The organism is Streptomyces griseiscabiei (assembly GCF_020010925.1).
In the GTDB taxonomy this organism is placed as follows: Bacteria; Actinomycetota; Actinomycetes; order Streptomycetales; family Streptomycetaceae; genus Streptomyces; species Streptomyces griseiscabiei.
The window spans coordinates 2,220,310-2,240,281 of sequence record NZ_JAGJBZ010000001.1 but is presented as its reverse complement, the minus strand read 5'-3'; the positions used below and the strand labels follow the sequence as shown (position 1 = coordinate 2,240,281).

The window sequence follows — 19,972 nt, the reverse complement described above, 5'->3', positions numbered from 1 at the left end:
CGAGCAGCCAGGGGGGACGATGGGGGACGCCTGGGTGGCCCTGGCGGTCGCCGCGGTCGGTGTCGTCGGCACGCTGGGCGCCGCGCTGCTGACCCAGAGCCGGGCCGACCGTGCCAAGCGACTCGAACTCGACGCGCTGGACCGGCAGCGGCGCGAGGAACGCGAGCACGCCGAGCGGGTGCGCCGGGCCGAACTGTCGGAGGCCCGGCACGGCCAGCTGCTCGACCTCCGCCGCGCCTGCTGCACCGCGCTCAACACCGCCGCCCGCCAGTACCAGACCGCCCAGGTCAGCCTGTTGCACGCGCTCAGGGACGGCACCGGCGTCGATGCCTGTCTGCAGCAGCTGGAGGAGCGCCGCACCGCCCACCGGGAGTGCCACGCCGAGGCCCAGATGGTGGTGCCGACGACTGTGCTCGTCTCCGCCGGCGCCGTCAGCCGCCGGCTCAACCACGGCTACGGCGTTCTCAAGAAGGCCCTCGCCGGAACGACGGTGGACGGCCCGGCCCTGGACGCGTTCGAGCCGGAGCTCCGGGCGGCGTGGACGTCCCTCGCCGACATGCGGCAGGTGATGCGCCGCGATCTGGGCGTCGACGACCTCGCCCCCTGAACCGCGGCCTCACTGTCCGTGGTGGGCGAAGGAGGCCCAGACCTCCAACTCGTCCAGCGGGCCGCTCGTGCCGTCCCCGACCAGCGCCTCGAACTCCGCCAGCTCCGGCGGCAGGACCCGGCCGGGGTCCAGCATCCACAACTGGGCGGCGCGCAGGGCGTCCCGGGGCGGTGTGCCCCGCTTCATGTGATGGTGCACGAGCAGCACCAGCAGGGTGGTCCGGGGGTCGTCGGCGACCGCCCAGCGGGAACCGACGACCGCCGTCGCCCCCACTCCCAGGAAGGCCGTCGCCAGTGTCAGCGCCTCGTCGTGGTCGCTGAGTGTCAGATCGCTGGTGCAGTTGGCGAGCAGGACCGTACCGCCGGGCATGCCGGGATCACGGCCGGCCGCACCGGTCAGCAGGTCCTGCACCGACACCGTGTGCGTGGCGTCCAGTCTGAGGACGGAGTCGTTGGACGTCGGACCGGTGTCCGCATGGCAGTTGACGTGCAGCAGCGCGGTCGGTGCCGCCCCGCGGCCCGGCAGGAAGGGTTCCAGCGACCCGGGTTCGGACGGCAGCGTCACCGCCCCCGCCCCACGGGCGTCCCCCGCCCCGCCCAGGCCGCCGATCACGGTGACCTCCGGATGCAGGGCCGTCACGAGCGCCGCCTCACGGTGCATCGTCGGCGACCCGCCGGGGTCCACCACGACGGCCACGCCGCCCCGGCCCAGGACGGCCGCGGGCCGGGCGGCCACCTCGATGAGCTGACGGGCGCTGGCACAGTACGAGATGACGGCCCGCTCGCACGCGTACCCCGTCCCGGGTGCCGAAGGGGCGGCGGACCCCGGGCCGCCCGCCGCGTGCCAGGGGACGATGCCGAGGGAGCCCACGGGAGCGAGGACGATCCGGGGGACACGGCCCGGCCACCAGGCCTCGGCGGCGGCCAGCAGCGGCGTCATCGCGGCCTCGCCCGCCCACACGCACAGCCGCTGGAGCGCCTGCCGCCACTCCTTCTCCCGCAGCAGCAGCCGCTTCCGGTGCAACTCGTGCATGACCAGCGGGTGGTGCGGTTCCGGCGCCTTCAGCCGGCCCGCCTCCTGGAACTCCACGAGCGCCCGGTCGTACGCGCCGACGGGCCCCGCGGACACCGAGGTCAGCCGCGGCAGCCGCAGCGAGCGGACCGCCCCGGTCGCCGTGACGATCACCGCGTGGCCGGGGGCGCCGTCCTCGCCGGGGACGAGGTAGGCCAGCGCGTCGGTGCCCAGCCGGCGCAGGGTGCGGCCGAGCAGACCCGGCGCGGGCGCAGAGACGAGGCGCTTCTCGGCGGCGCTGCCCGCCAGCGCGTCCAGCACCCGGCGCCGCAGGTCGTCCGGCACCTCGCCCGGGCCGCCCCCGCGCCCGTCGGCGGCGGCCCGGGCCCATTCCTCGGCGAGAGCGGTCAGGCCGTCGCCCCGGAGCAGATCGGGGACGGTGACGTTCGTCGTCGCGGCGTTCAGTACGAGTCCGCGGCCGAGTTCGAGCGCCTCGAAGGCCGCCTCGGGCAGTCCGTCGGCGAGGCACCAGCGGACCAGCCGCAGCATGTCGGGTGCGATGGCCCGCGCGGCTTCGAGGCCGTGGTCGGCGCCCGACTGGAGGAGGACGGCACGACCGTGGGCGGTCAGCGCCGACCGGCCCGCCTCCCGCGACTCGCGCCGGTGTTCGCCGTCGTGCGGGCCGAACGCGCGATGGGCGAGGGCGAGCGTCCGGATCAGCGCCACGGCGAAGGGGTCGCCCGCGCTCGCGTTCAGCACCTCCCGCGCCTCCCGCAGCACCGCGAGGGCCTCCTCCAGATCCTCCCGCCGTCCCGTGTCCGGATGCCGGGCCAGCAGCAGACTCCCCAGCCCGTACAGACACCGCGCCCGCGACCCGTGGAACTCGTGCGGCCCCCGCTCCACGACGTCCCGCAGCAGCGCGACCCCCCGATCGAGGACCGCGGCGCCGCCGGACACGGCCGCCGCGCCCGGCTCGGCCAGGGCCGCCGCAGCGCGCAGATGGAGCGCGGGGCGGTGGGGGCTGCGGGGCGGGCAGGCCGTCGCGGCTTCGACGAGGGCGTCTACCGCCGCCCGTACGGCCTCGGTGTCACCCGCCTCGCGGGCCGTCCGCAGCGCCTGCGCGGCCAGTTCGGTCCGGACGGCCGGGACCGCGGGATGGTCCTCGGGCAGCAGGCGTTTGGCCTCCGCCCAGGCCCGTACGGCGTTGTCGGCCAGGGCCGAGGAGTGGCGCCGACGGGAGCGCGCGAGCAGCAGCCACGCCGACCCGGCGGCCGCCAACAGCTCGGCGCGGAAGGGCGCGTGCGCGGTGCGCTCCGGGGCGTGGAAGAGATGCGGCGGCACCCGTGGGTCGCCCGCCTCCGCCAGCACGGCGGGCAGCGGCGGCCGGGTCAGCCGCTCCGGCGTGCGGTCGAGCAGCAGGTCGTACTCGTGTACGGCCGCGTCGAGGTCGGCGTGGTCCCCGAGCAGCACATGCCGGTCGAGGAGCAGATGGGCCAGGAACTCTCCACACCGGTCGGCGAGGGCCGGGTCGGCGGCCCCCGCCCTCGGTGCGCCGTCCGGTGCCGTGCCGTCGGCGAGGGCGGTCAGTGCCTGCCGTACGAGGGCGATGGCCCGGGTCAGGTCCTGGCCGTCCCGTTGCCGCAGCCAGCGCCGGTAGTGGGCGAGGGAGCGGGCGGCGGCCTCGGCCGGGCCCGCCGTCCCCGGGTCACCGTCCAGGATCTCGGCGACCCTGCCCAGCGGGAGCGCGAACGGATCGGGCGAACCGTCGCCGAGCAGCACGGTGGCGGAGGGGTCGATGGCGGGCGGCGTGGGCGCGCCCTCGTCGTCCGCCGGATCGGACGGGGCGGGCTGCTCCGCCCGACGTCCCGGGGGCGGGGGCGCCGTCGTCCGCCCCATGCCCGGGAAGAGGGTGCGCAGCAGTGCCTGGAGGTCGGTCATGGCGCCGTGCCGCAGCGCGTCGTCGATCATCCCGCGCATCGAGGACCCCGGCGGGAGCAGGGCGCGGGCCTGCCGCAGGGTCGCCGTCGTGGTGGCCCGGTCGGTGAGGGTGGCCTCGCCCGTCCTGTCGAGGACGAGCCCCAGGGTGCCGGCGATGGCCAGCATGACCGCCTTCAGCCCCCAGGCCTCCGGCTCCAGTCGGGGGACGGCCCGCCGCAATCTCTCGGACCATGTACGGCAGTTCGCCGCCGAGGGCATCGCCTCGGGTGACCGGATCAGCCCCACCATGACGGAGATGAGGACCAGATACGGTTCCCGGTCGAGGGTGTCGGGGTCCAACAGCCCCGTGAGCAGTTGCAGATCGTCCTCGACCGAGGGGAACCCCGTGACATCCGGCACGAGCGGTTCACCGGGGTTCTGCGCGGCGGCGGTGAACGGCTCGGTGTACCAGACGCGGTACAGCATCGCGGTGCGGAAGGCCCCGTGGAGGTCGTCGTCCCGCAGGTCGCTGTCGACCGGCAGCCCTTCGAGGACCACCCGCAGGATCCGCAGGGCGTCCCGGAGCGAGGCGTGGCGGACCTCGGGCAGGGCGCAGGCGAAGTCCAGCAGCAGCGCGATGCCCAGGATGCACTGGGCTCCCAGATGAAGTTCGTCCTCGTGGTGGTAGAGCCCGCTCGCCGTGCGCAACAGGTCGATGGCGTCCCGGAGATCGGCCACCATACGCGGTCCGGTGCGGGCCAGTGCCCGGTCCGGATCGACGGTGCCGGTCATCAGCACGCTGTTGGTCATGTCGTACATGTAGGGCATGCCGCGGTCGATCGCCCGCCGGTTCAGGGCGATCGCGGCCTTGAGCACGAGGAGCGCCCGGTCGGTGTCGTCCGGGCCGATGAGAGCGGCGAGTTCACGGGCGCGGGCGGCGAGCCTGCCGGTGCCGTCCTCGTCCAGCAGCCCGTCCGTATGCTCGATCCAGAGCAGGTCGACGATGCCCGCCAGACACGCCACCCTGCCCTCGTGCTCCTCGGACCCGGCCTCGGCCGTGGCGGGCAGCCGGGTGAGCGCCGCCTCCCACAGGCCGTCCGCCTCGGCGCGGTCGACGGCCGGTGCGGGGTCACCGGGGTGCTGTGCCTCCCGGTTGCGTTCGGAGCGTTCCGCCAGCGCCAGCCCCAGATTCGTCGCGACGCGATGGGCGGCCTCGGCGGGCAGCCCGGGGTGGGCGAGGGCGGCCCGGTACCAGCCGATCGCGGTGGCCTGGGCCCGTTGACCGCTGTCGTACTGGGTGAGCGCGTCGCACATGTCCGCGCCCAGCTCGGCCGCGTCGGCGCCGTCCTGACCGGGGTCGGCCGTGAGCGGGCGCAGCAGGTCGAGGAGCGCGCCGAACTCCGAGGCGGCGTCCCCGGCGCCGGGCGGGCGCTCCGACCTGTCGTACCGGTCGGCCAGTCGGAGGTAGGAGAGCAGCGCGAGGTCGAAGGCGACCACGGGGCGCAGCTCCGGGTCGAGGTCGTCGGCGTCGTACGCCGTCCGCAGATGCCGGATCGCGGCGTCGCGGTCCGCGAGCCGCTCGGGGGTGTCGTGCTCGGCGCAGCGGCAGCGGTTCGAGAGCACCAGACCGAGCACCAGATGGCACTGGGCGGGGTCCGGCAGATGCTGCGCGTCCGGGCCGTCGAGGGTCGGGCCGAGCAGCTCGGCGACCCGGTCGGCGTCGGCGGACCGGCGCGGCCCCGGCTCGCTCGTGCGCCAGCGCTCGGCGATGTCGAGGGCGAGTTGGGAGCGGATCAGGATCAGTTCACCGAGTTCGGGCGGCTCCTCGGGCCCCGGGGAGGTGTACGCCTCGGCGGTCAGGGTGTGGACGGCGTCCCGGCGGGCGATCGCGTCGTCGAGGTCCTCGGGGCGCTGTCCGTGCGCGTGGCGCAGCTGGGCCGCGTCGGCCGACATCCCGAGCAGCAGCCGCCGTTCGCCCTCGCCGGCCGGGGAGCCGGGCAGTCCCGCCAGGGTCCGCTCCAGTTCGTCGAGGAGCTCCACGACCCGCTCCCGCTCGTCCCGCTCCATGGCTTCCTCGGCCGCTTCGAGAAGTCGTAGGGCGGTGTCGATCCGGGTAAAACGATCCATGCCGCCGGATTCCCCGGAGTGATCGTCCGGACCCTGATTATCCGTGTACACGAAAGCCCCCTGTCCGCCTCGGGGGAATGAACCCCCGCCCCCGGCTCGCGAATTGCCAATCGGATCGTAGCTCACTAGCGTACTTCCGCATCCGGATTCCGGATTCGAGGAGGGGAACGAATGGACGAGTACGAGCAGCAACTAATCGCCGCGCTCGTGTCGGAACCGCAGTCGATCCGGGAAAAGCTCTCCCCGGAGGACCGGGCACAGCTCGACGTCCTGCTGGACCTCGTCGCCGAGGGCGGGAGCGAGGAGCGGCTGCGGGGGATCACGCGTGCCGTCGCCGCCCATCTGCGCGTGGCCCTGCCGGGTGACGAGGGCAGGGCGGTGGGCCGCCGTTACACCTCCTCGTCCCTCGTGCGGCGACCGCCGCACGAGGTGCTCCTGGAGCGCTTCACGCCGGACGGCACCCACGGCCGCCCGACCGGCGCCCGGCCCGCCGCCCGGACCTCCGCGGGCGACGGCGGAGCTGGTGGGACGGGCGGGGAGACGGGCGGGGGGACGGCCGGGACGCGCTGGGCCTCGGCCCGGGACCGGCTGCTGGCCGAGCCCGCCCTGACGGCCGGGGAGCTGGCGGAGCACTTCGGGAGCCGGCCGGACCAGCCCGACCTGATCAGGCTCCCGGCCGCCGGGGGACCGGCACGGCTGCCCGCCTTCCAGTTCGACGCGGACGGACATCCGCGTCCGGTGGTGCTCACCGTCAACGCGCTGCTCGGCGCGGCGGCCGACCCCTGGGGTGTGGCCGACTGGTGGCTGGGGCCCAATCCATGGCTGGACGCCGCGCCGGCGACGCTGCTCGGCGCGGGGCTGGACGATCAACTGCTCGCCGCCGCGCGCGTGGTGGGGGAGGACTACTGACATGGCCCGTGGAGCGAACCTGCCCGCGAAGGGCACGGCGAACCCCCGCAGGACGGTCCGCAAGGCCGGTGACCTGCTGTACCGGGTGCACTCGGTGCGCCGCCCGGCGGACGGCTTCAACCCGGAGCCGCAGGACCACCACTTCGGCGGCGGTCGCTTCGACAGCACCCCGAACGATTCCTACGCGTACCTGTACGCGGCCCCCAGGCCCGAGACGGCGGTCGTCGAGCGGTTCGTCCGCGCCCTGCGGTTCGACAGCGCGGGCAATCCCCGCATCCTGCCGTCGAAGGAGCTCGAAGGCAGGGTGCTGTCCCAGGTGCGGCTCGCCCGGGACGTCGAACTGGTCTCCCTGTGCAGCATCGTCCAGCTCAACGCCGTACGGCAGAGCGACTGGTGGCTCGTCGGGTCCGAGCCCACGGAGTACGCGTTCACCCGCCGCTGGGGGCACTGGCTGCGGGAGGAGGCCCCGTGGGCGGACGGCTTCGTCTGGCAGTCGCGCCTGGACGGTCCCCATGAGTCCCTGGTGCTGTTCGGCGCCGCCGCGCGGACCGATCTGCTGACGGTGACCGCCGAGCCGCCGAGGGCCCTCGACGACGAGGACGGGCAGCGCTGGCTGGCCGCGACCCTGGCGGAGTACGGCATCGAGCTGGGGGCGGTGGACCCGGCGCCGGGCATCGGTTCCTGAACTCCGTCCCGGGCGCCGTCCGGGCGGGAACCGGTTGTTTTCCGGTTTCTCCCCGGGGGATCGGTGAAACGGGTTCTGGCACCCGCCGTGGCCCGTGCATAATTCCGGGTGAAAGGCCACGGGGGATGCGGGAGGAATGCAGCACGGTATTCGAGTGCCACGGGGCGAGTGAACTCGAATACCGTGCTCTTTCCTGTCGTCGTGCTCTTTCCTGTCGTAGCGCCTTACCGCCGTCCGTAATTTCAGGGGCGCCGGTCGGTCACCACATCGATCACCGCGCGGGCGCTGAGCGGATTGCGGGTCACCAGATGCACCGACCAGTCGGGGTCGGCCTTGAGCACCTGCTCCAGCGTTTCCACGACGGTCTCGGCGCTGGTCCGCGCGTCGAGACCGCCCCGGCCCGCACCCAGCAGGGGAAGCGCGATGGACTTCAGGGCGACCCGGCCCGTACGCCGTTCCGCCGCCGCCAGCTGGAAGACGCGCCGCACGGCCGCCGCGACGGCCGCGGGCGCCGTCTCGTATCCGTCGCCCCGGGCCGAGGGCGTGGCGACCGCCGCGTGCAGGATGCGCCGCACCCCCTGCGCCGACAGGGCGCCCGGTGAGGTGACGGCGACCGTGCCCGCCGTCACGGGCAGGCCCGGCACCCCGAACGTCCTTACCCAGTCGGCGAGTTGCCGCGCTATCACGTCGTCCGTGATGCGGCCGACGGCGTCCTTCGTGGCGCCGGCCCGCCGCAGGCTCCCGGAGACGGTGCGGCGGAACGTCTTCGACATCTCGAAGTAGATGTTCTCCGAGGAGACCAGCACATCCACGCCCGTGACCAGCTCGATGGGCGCCACGTGGAGCGTGAGGAGCACGTCCCCGTGGGCGAAGGCCGTCCGTAACACATGCCGCCCGGCACGGACGGGGACGACCGGCGCCTGGGCCTGGGCCGGGCTCGGCGTTTGCACCGGCACGTGCGTCGGCCCCGGCTCCGGCCCCAGAACCTGTCCCTCGAAGTTCAGTACGGCACGCGCCACTTGATGGAGCATCAGCTTCTCCTGATGCTTGCGGAACCGCTCCGCCCCGACACCGTAGACATGGGCCGCCCGTGCCCGGCGCTCCTTGCCCGGCAGATCACGGGTGCCGGGGGCGAAGCCGAACGAGTGGAGGGCCGCGTCGCGCAGCAGCTCCCCGTCGAGACCCAGCACGACGGTGTGCAGCAGGCGCTCCACGGCCTCCGGCTCCCCGCGCTCCCTGCGCTCGCCCGCGACGCACGAGCGCAGGGTCTCCAGCTCCGCCTCGTGCAGCCGGGGCAGTCCGAGCGCCCGGACCCGGCCCAGTTCGTCGACGAGCCTCGGCAGCGCCGTCGTGAGGTCGGGTCCGGCATGCTCCAGCTCATCGCTCACCGCTCAAGGATGGGCAGGGCGCCCGCCCCCGGCAAGCGGTTTGGGACGATCCGGAGAAAACGGTCCGGCTACTCGCCCGACGGCGCGGTCAGGGTGACCCCGGCGGCGACCGGCGTCCCGAAGTTCGGGGTGCCGTCCGCGTTCCAGGTGAACTTCTGCGCCCTGGTGGACCTGTTCATGTCGCAGCCTCCCGAGGCGGAGCTGTTGGCGTGGTAGACCATCCAGTCCTCGGTCCCGTCCGGCGACTTGAAGAAGCCGTTGTGGCCGGGGCCGTACACGCCGTTGGCGTTGGACCGCTGGAACACCGGGTTCGGGGACTTCACCCACGAGGAGGAGCTGAGCGGATCGCCGCCGTTGTAGGTGAGCATGCCGAGCTTGTAGTCGGGCGTCGAGCAGTGGCTGGCCGAGTAGACGATGAAGGTCTTCCCGCCCCGTTGCAGCACCTCGGCGCCCTCGTTGACCGCGCCGCCCACCGTCTCCCAGCTGTACGTCGGCGTGGACAGCACCCGGCGGGTGCCGCTCGCGGTCCACGGGTTCGACAGCGGCCGGATGAACATGGGCTGCGAGCCGTTGTAGTAGGTCCCCAACAGATAGAGCTGACCGTTGAGTTGCAGGATGCCGGGGTCCAGCTCCCAGGTGTTGTCCTGGGTCGGGTCGAGCAGGTCCGCCTTGAAGGAGTAGGGGCCCATCGGGTCCAGGCCCGCGCTCTCCAGGACATGGATCCGCTGGGTGCCCAGGTCGAACGGCTCCCGCCCGGCCGTGTAGTAGAAGTACCAGCGCTTCCCGTTGGGCCCGTCGAGAAGGTGGAACTCCGGTGCCCACATGGTGCCCGCCCCATTGGGCCGGGTCAGATTGAAGATGACCTGCTCCGTCGCGCTGGAGAGCCCCGCGAGCGTGCTCGACTTACGCATGGTGACCGTCGAGTTCCAGGTCGTGGTGGCGAGGTAGTAGAAGCCGTCGTGGTACGTCAGCCACGGGTCGGGACCCCGCTGGACGAGGGGGTTGGTGAACGTCCTCGGGGCTGTGCCGCCGCCGGTGAAGCCGGGGAGCCGCCACACCCTGCCGTTCGCCGTGGCGCACGGCAGCTGCACCAGGTTGGTGTTGGACGCCGACGAACCGCCGCTCGGCGCCACGCACTTGCCCGAGCCGACGGAGACGAGGTTGAAGGTCTTGTCGGTGCCCGCGACCGACACCGGGCTGAGCCGCCACTGCTGGTTCGCCGCGCCGTGGCACGGCCACTGGATGATCGCGGCGTTGTCCGCCGTGGAGGCGCCGTACACGTCGACGCAACTCCCGGACTGGGTGGTGATCGTGTAGACGTCGGCCGTCCCCGCGACCGGGGTGAAGGAGAGGCTCTGGTTGCCCGCCCCACTGGCACAGGCGAACGCCCGCAGCTGAGTCCCGTTGGACGTCGAACCGCCGGGCAGATCGAGGCAGTTGCCGCCGTTCTGGTTCACCCCCGTCGAGGTGAAGGAGACCGCGGCGGCAGCGGGCTGCGGCACCACCAGGAAGGCGACCGCCAGCGCGACCGACGCGATCAGCGCGAAGAGAGACCTGGAACGAGTCACGGTCCGTACACCTTTGCTTCGAGGAGTCCGACGGAGTTGGTGCCGTTGCCGGTGAGCAGCACCCGGAGCCGGGTGGTGCTCGTGGCGTCGAAGGTGACGGTGTTGTACTGGTTCTTCGCCAGCCCGTACGCCCCGGCTCCCGGCACGTCCACGTACGCGCTGCCGTTCCAGTACTGGAGCTTCCACGAGGCGGGCATGTCGATGCCCTGGTCGTCGTCGAAGAAGTACACCTCCGCCTTGTTGAGCGTCTTCGCGGACGGCCAGGTCAGCTCGGCCCACTGCTGCCCGGTCTCCGGCCAGGTCCCCCAGCGCGGGTTCACGGTGTCGTTGGACGACGGCGGGTCGACCCCGTCGTTGACGGCGGTGACGCTCTCCCAGGAGGAGGTGTACGACGCCGAAGCCGTGGCCGACGTCGCCAGGTTGCCCGGCGGCTGGACCCCGCCCCGGTTGAACACCTTCACCTCGGTGAGCCCCGTCTTCGCGCCGGAGGCGTTGGTGGCCAGCACCCGCACCCGCTGGGCGTTGACCGACGGGAACTGCACCCGGTTGTAGTTGGCGCGCGGTGCCGTCGGACTCTTCGTCTGGTCGGGGACGTTCACCCACGAACTGCCGTTGTGGTACTGGACGGTGTACGCCGACGGCGCCCGGTACGTCGTGCTCGCCGGGCGGCTGTCCTTGAAGTGCAGCCGGACCTCGTTGAAGGTGCGCGTCGTCCCGAGGTTCAGCTCGTACCAGTCCTGGCTGTTGGCCGAGCCGCCCGCGCCCCAGAAGGGCTCGTTGGTCGGGTAGCCGTCGACCGCGCCCGAGACATTGCTGCCGGACCCGGTGTGGGAGGCGGACACGGTCGCCCCTGCGGCCAGGTTGGTGAGGTCGGCTGTGAGGTCGACGCCCGCCTTGGCGAGCATGTCGACCATCTGCGGGCTGTCCTGGACGACCTGGTTCGGCGCCTTCAGCCCGGACTTGGCGACGTGGTGGGTGACCGTGCCGCTCGTGGTGACGTCACCGGTGGCCGGGTCCCAGGTCAGCGGCACCAGCGAGTTGACCGTGGCGACCCGGTCGCCGTTGATGTAGACCGAGTAGCCCTCCGGGATGCCCGGGTAGCGCACCACACCGTCGGCCGGGTCGTCCCAGACCACGGACAGGTCGGCGCCCCGGTAGCGGAGGTTGTTGACGGTGAAGTGGCTCCAGCCGATGTTGATCGGCGACAGCTCCACCTTGGCGTCGCTGCGCGCGCGCAGCCCGGCCACGTCCTCGATGACGGTCCAGTTGCTGCTGCCGAGGATGTTGTGGTGGATCCAGGAGCGGTAGTTGATGGAGCTGCCGTTCCAGTCCGCCCAGAACTCGTTGGCGTCGGGCCACTGGGTGTTGCCGCCGACGTACTGCGCCCAGGTGTTCCAGTAGAGGAGCTTCTTGTAGTCGGTCGCGTTCATCCAGGAGTTGGGGTAGTTCCGCAGCACCGAGGAGTACAGCCGGAACTGCACGGTCGAGTTGATGGTGGAGAAGTTGTTGGAGCCCGGCTCCCCGGCGTCGGCCGCGGCCTTCTTGTCGACCTGGTTGGCGGTGTAGAAGGGGAAGATCGGGTACTGCGCCGGGTCGTCGTAGAGCCGCAGCGCCTGCCGGTACGTGGCGGTGTTCGGGACGGCTCCCACGGAGAACGGGTAGTAGTTGTTGATCTCCTTCCAGGGCACCCACTCGTTCGTCGACTTGAGCCGGTGCTCGAACAGCTGTCTGTTCGGGTTCCACAGGACGTTGACGATCGCGTCCTTGATCTGGTTCGCGAGCGTACGCATCTCGGTGGCCTTGGCGGTGTTGCCGGTCGACTCGTAGGCCTGGGCGGCGGCGAGCGCGCCGCTGTACTGGTAGGCGGACTCGGCGCGGTCCATGTTCCCGGGCTTCCAGTGGAAGGACACGGCGTCGGCGTCGTTGCCGGTCAGGGCGCCCCAGTCGTACTCGATGAGCTTGTTGTTGTCGTGGTCGTAGTGCGCGAGCTGTCCCTTGACGTCGCCCTCGGCGTAGCGGGCCAGGTTCCCCGCGATGCCCGGCTGGCCGCCGTGGATCTGGTAGCTCTTCCAGGCCGCCTCGGCGATGTACTGCGTGTAGCTGTTGGACCAGTTCTCCGGATCACCGGGGTTGTCGAGGAAACGGCCGCCCTTGGAGGTCTGGCCCACGCTCAGCCAGTCCCCGTACGCGTAGGCGGGGTTGCGCAGGTACTTGAGGTCGTCGATGTGCATCGGCTGGGTCAGCGCGATCGCGTTGTTGTAGCCGAGGACGCCCTCGGTGGAGGTCGGGAACTGGAAGGTCTGCCCGGGGATGTCCGCGTCGAGGCTGTTGAAGCGCATCAGCCACCAGCGGTAGTAGATGTTCTTCTTGATCGCGGGCTCGGGCACGTCGATGTAGGGCACGTTCTGCGCCCACCACAGGTTGTACGCCTTGACATGGGTGGCGAACGCGGTCGCGGGCGAGTACCCGGCGTAGGCGTTGTACTCGGTCAGCGACTGCGGGATCTCGTCGGTGACGAAGCCCATCACCACCTTGGCGGTCACCGTGGCCCCGGCGGCGATCGTCACCGACCGGTTGAGGCCGCCGCCGGAGACGCTGAAACCGTCGCCGGTGAGGCGGGGGCGCAGGGTGGTCAGGTTGTTGTACGCGTTGACCTGGCCGGTGAGTTCGCTTCCGGTGCCGGAGGTGGCGTACGGCGAGGTCGCCCGGAGCTGGAGCGTCGTGGACGCGGAACCGTTGTTCTTGATGGACAGGTTGGTCACGGCCACGTTGTTGTCGGTGATGAACTTGGTCTGGTCGACGGTGACCGAGCCGCTGGTGTGGACGCTCTTCCAGTGGCTGGGCGTCTGCCGGCGCTGGGCGACCTGTTCGGTGAAGGTGCCGGGGGTGAGCGCCACGGTGTAGGCGTTGTTGTCGCTGATGCTCTCCCAGTAGGCGGCCTTGCCGCCGAACCCGAGCTGGGCCGGGTTGTGCTCCTTCATGAACAGGGCCCGGCCGCGGCTCATCAGCCAGGGCCCGGCGGGGTCGTTGCCGGAGCGGGCGAGCAGCCGGTCCATCCAGAAGTCGGTGCCCGAACTCTCCGCGTCGTAGATCGACTTCATCATGTCGCCCGGGGTGTGGGCGACGGGCGGTGCCGGGATCGCGGGTCCGCCGAAGGTGGGGAACCCGATGGTCTGCGCCGCCGCGGCCGGCGGCGCGGCGACGACGGAACATGCGCTGAGCGCCAGGGCGACGAGGACACACCTCGTGCGCCGGCGCCGTACCAGGGGGACGTGCGGTCTTCTCATCGGCTGCTCCCTGTCCCGTTGACTACACATGTGCGTGAACCGGGGGGTACGGAAAAGCGACCTGAAAGGTTTTCGCAACGTAGGAGCGGGCTGTTGAAGTGTCAAGAGAGCCGGGAGAGAGGCGAGTTCACGCGGTGATCGCTTCAGGACGCCCAGGCGCCCCTCCACGCCCGTCCCGCGTCGCGGAAACCCTTTTCGGTGCTGGTTCGACGCTGGTTCGGTGGTGGTTCGACGCGGTGCGGTGTGGGTTCGGGCCGGTTCAGCGACGCGGTGAGCGGCGGACCGTCAGCACGGCGACGTCGTCGTGGACACCGCCGCCGCCCGCGTACGCGCGGGCGTCCTCGTACAGGGCGCGGGGCAGTTCGGTGGGGGAGAGGCCGAGGTGTTCGGCGAGGCGTTCGTCGACCGGGTAGAACGTGCCGTCGGCGGCGCGGGTCTCGGTGAGGCCGTCGGTGCTCAGCAGCAGCGTCGCGCCCTCCGGGAACGCGAACCAGCCCACGGTCGTGGGCTCCACCGCCAGCTCGGCGAGCCCCAGCGGGACACCGGAGTCCAGTTCGGCCGAGGTGACCGTGCCGTCGTGCAGCACATGCGGCGGGATGTGCCCGCAGTTGACGGCCTGCGCCTCCTCCGTCAGCGCGTCGACACCGATCACCAGGGCGGTGACGAAACGCTCGTCGTCGCCGGTGTTCTCGGCGTAGGAGTTGTGGCGGACGACGGCAGCGTCCAGGGCGTCGGCGAGCGCGGTGAGGGTGGGCTCGCGATGGGCGGCCTCACGGAAGGCGCCGATGACGGCGAACGCGGCGCCCACGGCGGCCAGCCCCTTGCCCTGGACGTCGCCGATCAGTACCCGGGTCCCCCAGGGCGAGGCGACGACGTCGTAGATGTCACCGCCGACGAGCCGGTCCTCCTGCAAGGGCTCATAGATCCCGTTGACCAGGACGTCGTCGGTGAGCAGGGGCAGCGGGTGCAGGATGTGCCGCTGCATGGCCGCCGCCGTGGAGCGCAGCCGGAACATCTCGTGCTCGCGCCCGATCCGCCGGTGGCAGGCGTACACGGAGGCCACGCCCAGGGCGAGGGTGAGCAGGACCAGCAGCAGCCGGTCGAGCCACCGGCTCGCGTCGAGGTCGCGCGCCACCGCCGTGGTGGTGACGACGAGCGTGGTCCAGGCGGCGACGAACGCGGTCTGCCGGACGGTGCACAGCGCCGACGCCGCTCCCGGCAGGAACACCAGCAGCCCGAGCAGCCACACCTCCGATCCGGACAGCACCCCGAGCGCCTCCACCAGCGCCGTCACCGCGAGCACGGAGAGGATCAGTTCGGCGTTGCGGGGCGGCTCGATGGCCCCGAAGGCGTTGTCGCCCTCGGTGGGCCTCTTCAGGCGGCTGGCGGCCATGCGAACTCCCGTGCAACTCGTGATCTCCCCGTACGGTAAGCCGGTCCTGGTCATGGGCGGGAACCGCCCCGCCGCAGAGCCTCGCGAGCCGGGGTGGTGGCGCCGGGTCGTGGCGGGCGCGCGGGGGTCGCTGAACACCTGCCACGGGGCGTGGTGCCGGACGCGGGTGCGGTGAGGGCCGGCCCGGGTCGGCTCAGTCGCCCCGGCGCAGGACCCGCGACAGGCCCAGGGCCGCCGTCCGTACCGCCGGAGCCAGCTGGGCGGGGCTGAAGCGGGAGCGGGGGACGGCCACCGAGAGGGCGGCGACCGCGGTGCCGCCCGCGAAGACCGGCGCCGCGATACAGCTCACGCCGAGAGCGGCCTCCTGCTCCTCGTACGCCAGACCCGAGACCTGGATCTTCTCCAGGGTCATCCGCAGCCGCGCCGGGTCGGTGATCGAGTACGGCGTGAGGCTCGGCAGCGGTTGCGAGAGGACCTCCTCGGTCAGCTCGGCACCGGAGAAGGCGAGCAGCGCCTTGCCCACACCGGTGCAGCTCAGCGGAAGGCTGCCGCCGATCCGGGAGGGCAGCCGCAGGGCCTCGTGGCCGTGGATGCGTTCGAGATAGACCACGTCCAGGCCCTCACGGACCCCGAGATGGACGGTCTCCCGGGTCGCCTCGAACAGATCCTGGAGGAACGGCAGCGCCGTCTCCCGCAGATCGAGCCGGTGCGGCACCAGCGACCCCAGTTCGAACAGCTTCGCGCCGAGCCGGTACCGCGGGCCCGTGCGCTCCAGCCAGCCCAGCCGGACGAGGTCCGCGCCCAGCCGGTGCACGGTGGGCTTGGGCAGACCGGTCAGCTCCGACAGTTCCGACAGACGGAACGGGCCACCGCTCGGGCTGAAGCATTCAAGGATGATCGCCGCCTTGTCCAGCATGCTGCCGGTGTCGCCGTTCCGTACCACGGAACAAAGTTTGTGCTCTTCCGGAGCCGATGTCTATACCGGAGTTGCCACCACCGCATCGGTGTCCCCGACACCGCATCGGTGCTCCACCACCGCTTCGCCCCGGAGGCAACCGTGACGCCCGCTCTCGACCCACCGGCCGTGGTCAAGGCCGCCGACCAACTGGCCGAGGCCACCCGCACCGGGGTGCCCTGCCCGCCCGTGCGCGACCTCTTCGACGACGGCGGCGACCTCGCGACCGCGTACGCCGTGCAGCAGCTGAACGTACGCCGCGCTCAGGCCGCGGGCCGCCGGATCGTCGGCCGCAAGATCGGTCTGACCTCCGTGGCCGTACAGCGCCAACTCGGCGTGGACCGGCCCGACTTCGGCGCGCTCTTCGCGGACATGGCCGTGCCGGACGGCGGCGAGGTGCCCGTCGGACGGCTGCTGCAGCCCAAGGTGGAGGCCGAGGTCGCGCTCGTCCTCGGCCGCGACCTGCCGCACCGCGAGTGCACCGTCGTCGACGTCCTGCGGGCCGTCGACTTCGCGCTGCCCGCGCTGGAGATCGTCGACAGCCGGGTGCGCGGCTGGGACATCTCCCTCGTCGACACCGTCGCCGACAACGCCTCCTGCGGTCTGTACGTCCTCGGCGCCACCCCCGTCCCCCTCACCGCCGTGGACCTCCGCGCGGTGACGATGACCATGAGCCGCGACGGCGGGACCGTCTCCGAGGGCACCGGCGCCGCCTGTCTCGGCAGCCCCCTGAACGCGGCCGTCTGGCTGGCCTCGGCCCTCGCCGAGCGGGGCGACCCGCTGCGCGCCGGCGACCTGGTGCTCACCGGCGCCCTGGGCCCGATGGCGCCCGCCGCTCCGGGGGACGCCTTCGAGGCCCACATCCTGGACCTGGGCTCCGTGCGGGTCCGGTTCGCCCCGGAACCGGAAGGAGAGCGGCGGTGAGCGGGACGAGCGGGAGGACGAAGGTCGCCGTCATCGGCTCCGGCAACATCGGCACCGACCTCATGATCAAGATCCTGCGGCTGTCGGAGAGCCTGGAGATCGCCGCGCTGGCCGGCATCGACCCGGCCTCCGACGGTCTGGCCCGCGCCCGCCGCCTCAAGGTCGCCACCACCCACGAGGGCGTCGAGGGCCTCGTCGGGCTGGACGAGTTCGCCGACGTCGAGATCGTCTTCGACGCCACCTCGGCGGGCGCCCACCGCCACCACGACCAGGTGCTGCGCCCCCTCGGCCGCACCCTGGTCGACCTCACCCCGGCCGCCCTCGGCCCGTACGTCGTCCCGCCCGTCAACGGCGACGCCCATCCCGGCGCCCCGAACGTCAACATGGTCACCTGCGGCGGCCAGGCCACCATCCCGATCGTCGCCGCCGTGGGCGCGGTCACCCCCGTCCACTACGGCGAGATCATCGCCTCCATCGCCTCCCGCTCGGCCGGCCCCGGCACCCGGGCGAACATCGACGAGTTCACGGAGACCACCTCCTCCGCCGTCGAACAGGTCGGCGGCGCCGCCCGCGGCAAGGCGATCATCGTCCTCAACCCGGCCGAGCCCCCGCTGATCATGCGGGACACCGTGCACTGCCTGGTCTCCGACTGCGCCACCGAGGACGTCGCCGCGTCCGTCGAGGAGATGGTCGGCCGTGTCCGGGCGTATGTCCCCGGCTACCGCCTCAAGCAGAAGGTCCAGTTCGACCGCGTCCCCGCCGACGACCCGCTGCGCGCCCTCGCCCCCGGCACCGGCGACGCCCTGAAGGTGTCCGTCTTCCTGGAGGTCGAGGGCGCGGCCCACTACCTCCCGGCGTACGCGGGGAACCTCGACATCATGACCTCGGCCGCGCTGCGCACCGCCGAGCGCATGGCCGCCCGCCGCCTGACCGAGAGGGCCGCGCGATGACCCGGCTGTACGTCCAGGACGTGACCCTGCGGGACGGTATGCACGCCGTCCGGCACCGCTACACCACCGACCAGGCCCGCGCCGTCGCCGAGGCCCTGGACACGGCCGGAGTCGCCGCGATCGAGATCGCCCACGGCGACGGCCTGGCCGGCTCCAGCATCACCTACGGCGTCGGCGCCCACACCGACTGGGAGTGGATCGAGGCCGTCGTGGGCGCCACCCGGCGGGCGGTGCCCACCACGCTGCTGCTCCCCGGCATCGGCACCCTGCGCGACCTGCGGCAGGCCCACACCCTCGGCATCCGCAGCGTCCGCGTCGCCACCCACTGCACCGAGGCCGACATCTCCGCCCAGCACATCTCCGCCGCCCGCGAACTGGGCATGGACGTCGCCGGGTTCCTGATGATGTCCCACCTGGCCGAGCCCGCCGAACTCGCCCGCCAGGCCAAGCTGATGGAGTCCTACGGCGCTACGTGCGTGTACGTCACCGACTCCGGCGGCCGGCTCACCATGGACGGCGTACGCGACCGGTTCCGTGCCTACCGCGACGTCCTCGACCCGGCCACCGAACTGGGCATCCACGCCCACCACAATCTGGCGCTGGGGGTGGCCAACACGGTCGTCGCCGTCGAGAGCGGCGCCGTACGCGTCGACGCCTCCCTCGCCGGGCAGGGCGCCGGGGCCGGGAACTGCCCGCTGGAGGCGTTCGTCGCGGTCGCCGACCTGATGGGCTGGAAGCACGGCTGCGACCTGTTCCCGCTGATGGACGCCGCCGACGATCTCGTACGCCCCCTCCAGGACCGCGAGGTGCGCGTCGACCGCGAGACGCTCAGCCTCGGCTACGCGGGCGTGTACTCCAGCTTCCTCCGGCACGCGGAGACGGCCGCCGCCCGCTACGGCCTCGACACCCGCGCGATCCTCGTCGAGGTCGGCCGGCGCGGGATGGTCGGCGGCCAGGAGGACATGATCACGGATGTCGCGCTGGACCTGACGGCCCGCGCGGAGCGCGCGGGCTGACCGGCCCAGGCGGTCTCAGTCGCCGCCCGGCTGGACCAGCTTGAACAGCAGGCGGGCCGCCCGGCGCCGGGCGGCCCGCCGCAGGCGCGCCGGGACCGGCTCGCTCCGCCGGGCCACGGGGGCGCCGGCCAGACGGGGGAAGAGCGCCTCGGCGTTGCCGCGGTTGACCGCCGCCAGCGTCGTCGCGTCGACACCCGTGTCGAGGCCGGTCGCGAAGTACTGGCCGGCGGTGCTCGGGGCGAAGGGCCAGTCGCTGCCGAACAGGATGTGCCCGGGGCGGGCGAACGCGAGCAGGCTCGGCAGGGCGGCGGGGCCGGCGGACAGGGCCGTGTCGAAGTAGAAGGAACGGAAGTCGTCCAGGACGTCCAGGGAGCTGCGGCCGGTCGTGGCGGAGATCGCGGCGGCCATCCGGTGGGAGGCGTACGGCAGGAAACCGCCGCCGTGGCTGAGGACGAACCGGATGCGGGGGTGGTCGCGGACGACCTTGTTGCGGACCAGCAGGAACGCCGCCCGGGACGTGTCGAGCAAGAAGTCCGCGGCGAAGGGCGGGATGCCCGGCACCGACGGGCCCGGGAGCTCGGCGGGGTGGACGAGGACGACGGCGGCGCGGTCGTCGAGGACGCGCCAGAGCGGGTCCTGCCCCGGGGCGCCCAGATAGGTGCCCTGGTTGTTGGCCAGCAGGGTGACCCCGTCGGCGCCCAGCCCGTCCAGCGCGCGGGCGGCCTCGGTGGCGGAGGCGGCCGGGTCGGGCATCGGGAGCGTGGCGAAGAGGCCGAAGCGGTCCGGACGGTCGGCGGCCAGGGACGCGCCGTGGTCGTTGAGCCGCCGGGCCAGGGCGACCGCCTCCCGCGGGTCGGCGAGGAAGCCCGTACCCGGTGTGGAGACGGACAGGATCGCCGTGTCGGTGCCGAGCAGGGCCATCTGTTCCAGCGCGGCCTCGGGACTCCAGTCCGGCAGCGCGCGCCCGCCCGCCTCGGCGATCCCCGCCTTGGCGAGGAGATCGCGGTAGAAGGGCGGCACGGCGTGCTGATGGACGTCGATCCGGCCGGGGGTGTTCGTCATGGCATGGCCTCCTGTGCGGTCCCGTGCCCAGATTTTACCGTAGCGTTCACTCCAATTGTAGTAATCGCTACAGCAATGCCGGGGTGGCGTCTCGTGAGGGGCCCCGCGCCTCCCCCGAGCAGGCGCGGGGGAACACTGGGATGCTGAACGGGGAGCGCTGCCCAAGTCCTGTC

At 72.5% G+C, this 19,972-nt stretch carries 13 protein-coding genes; 6 read left to right on the top strand and 7 right to left on the bottom strand.

The annotated features are described in order from the left end of the window. The first annotated feature begins 19 nt into the window (after positions 1–19). Entirely contained in the window at positions 20–607 is a 588-nt protein-coding gene (locus tag J8M51_RS09715) for a hypothetical protein (protein WP_216586809.1), read from the top strand. 9 nt (positions 608–616) lie between these two features. On the opposite strand, the gene J8M51_RS09710 is transcribed toward J8M51_RS09715, so the two are convergent. After that, positions 617–5,662, bottom strand: coding sequence for a CHAT domain-containing protein (locus tag J8M51_RS09710; RefSeq protein ID WP_267299106.1), 5,046 nt, complete (start codon positions 5,660–5,662; stop codon positions 617–619). Between the two features lie 171 nt (positions 5,663–5,833). On the opposite strand from J8M51_RS09710, the gene J8M51_RS09705 reads away from it, so the two are divergent. Beyond that, a complete protein-coding gene (locus tag J8M51_RS09705; RefSeq protein WP_267299105.1) occupies positions 5,834–6,571 on the top strand; it encodes a DUF3168 domain-containing protein in 738 nt (245 codons plus the stop codon). Position 6,572: 1 nt separating this feature from the next. Next, positions 6,573–7,256, top strand: coding sequence for an RES family NAD+ phosphorylase (locus tag J8M51_RS09700; protein ID WP_086755190.1), 684 nt, complete (start codon positions 6,573–6,575; stop codon positions 7,254–7,256). A 242-nt stretch (positions 7,257–7,498) separates the two neighbouring features. Here J8M51_RS09700 and J8M51_RS09695 read toward each other — a convergent pair whose 3' ends face one another. The 5 genes from J8M51_RS09695 to J8M51_RS09675 form a co-directional block, all read right to left on the bottom strand. Continuing rightward, on the bottom strand, positions 7,499–8,644 hold the full coding sequence (locus tag J8M51_RS09695; protein WP_086755191.1) for a macro domain-containing protein: 1,146 nt from the start codon (positions 8,642–8,644) through the stop codon (positions 7,499–7,501). 68 nt (positions 8,645–8,712) lie between these two features. Further along, positions 8,713–10,212, bottom strand: coding sequence for a family 43 glycosylhydrolase (locus tag J8M51_RS09690; RefSeq protein ID WP_086755192.1), 1,500 nt, complete (start codon positions 10,210–10,212; stop codon positions 8,713–8,715). Continuing rightward, on the bottom strand, positions 10,209–13,499 hold the full coding sequence (locus tag J8M51_RS09685) for a discoidin domain-containing protein (protein ID WP_086755193.1): 3,291 nt from the start codon (positions 13,497–13,499) through the stop codon (positions 10,209–10,211). Before J8M51_RS09685 ends, J8M51_RS09690 begins: the two co-directional genes overlap by 4 nt. A gap of 259 nt (positions 13,500–13,758) precedes the next feature. Then, a complete protein-coding gene (locus J8M51_RS09680) occupies positions 13,759–14,892 on the bottom strand; it encodes a PP2C family protein-serine/threonine phosphatase (protein WP_086755194.1) in 1,134 nt (377 codons plus the stop codon). Positions 14,893–15,085: 193 nt separating this feature from the next. Next, positions 15,086–15,808 carry an IclR family transcriptional regulator gene (locus J8M51_RS09675; RefSeq protein ID WP_086755200.1) on the bottom strand — a complete coding sequence of 241 codons (723 nt, stop codon included), beginning with the start codon at positions 15,806–15,808 and terminating at the stop codon, positions 15,086–15,088. Between the two features lie 141 nt (positions 15,809–15,949). Here J8M51_RS09675 and J8M51_RS09670 point away from each other — a divergent pair, with 141 nt between their 5' ends. From J8M51_RS09670 to dmpG, 3 genes are read left to right on the top strand one after another with little or no spacing between them, the layout of a single operon-like run. Beyond that, positions 15,950–16,771, top strand: coding sequence for a 2-keto-4-pentenoate hydratase (locus tag J8M51_RS09670; RefSeq protein ID WP_086755201.1), 822 nt, complete (start codon positions 15,950–15,952; stop codon positions 16,769–16,771). Continuing rightward, on the top strand, positions 16,768–17,721 hold the full coding sequence (locus tag J8M51_RS09665) for an acetaldehyde dehydrogenase (acetylating) (RefSeq protein ID WP_086755195.1): 954 nt from the start codon (positions 16,768–16,770) through the stop codon (positions 17,719–17,721). The genes J8M51_RS09670 and J8M51_RS09665 overlap by 4 nt, the downstream gene beginning before the upstream one ends. Beyond that, positions 17,718–18,737, top strand: coding sequence for a 4-hydroxy-2-oxovalerate aldolase (dmpG, locus tag J8M51_RS09660; RefSeq protein WP_086755196.1), 1,020 nt, complete (start codon positions 17,718–17,720; stop codon positions 18,735–18,737). Before J8M51_RS09665 ends, dmpG begins: the two co-directional genes overlap by 4 nt. Positions 18,738–18,752: 15 nt before the next feature. Here the strand turns inward: dmpG and J8M51_RS09655 are convergent, their stop codons facing one another. Next, a complete protein-coding gene (locus tag J8M51_RS09655; protein WP_086755197.1) occupies positions 18,753–19,799 on the bottom strand; it encodes an amidohydrolase family protein in 1,047 nt (348 codons plus the stop codon). Positions 19,800–19,972 lie beyond the last annotated feature (173 nt).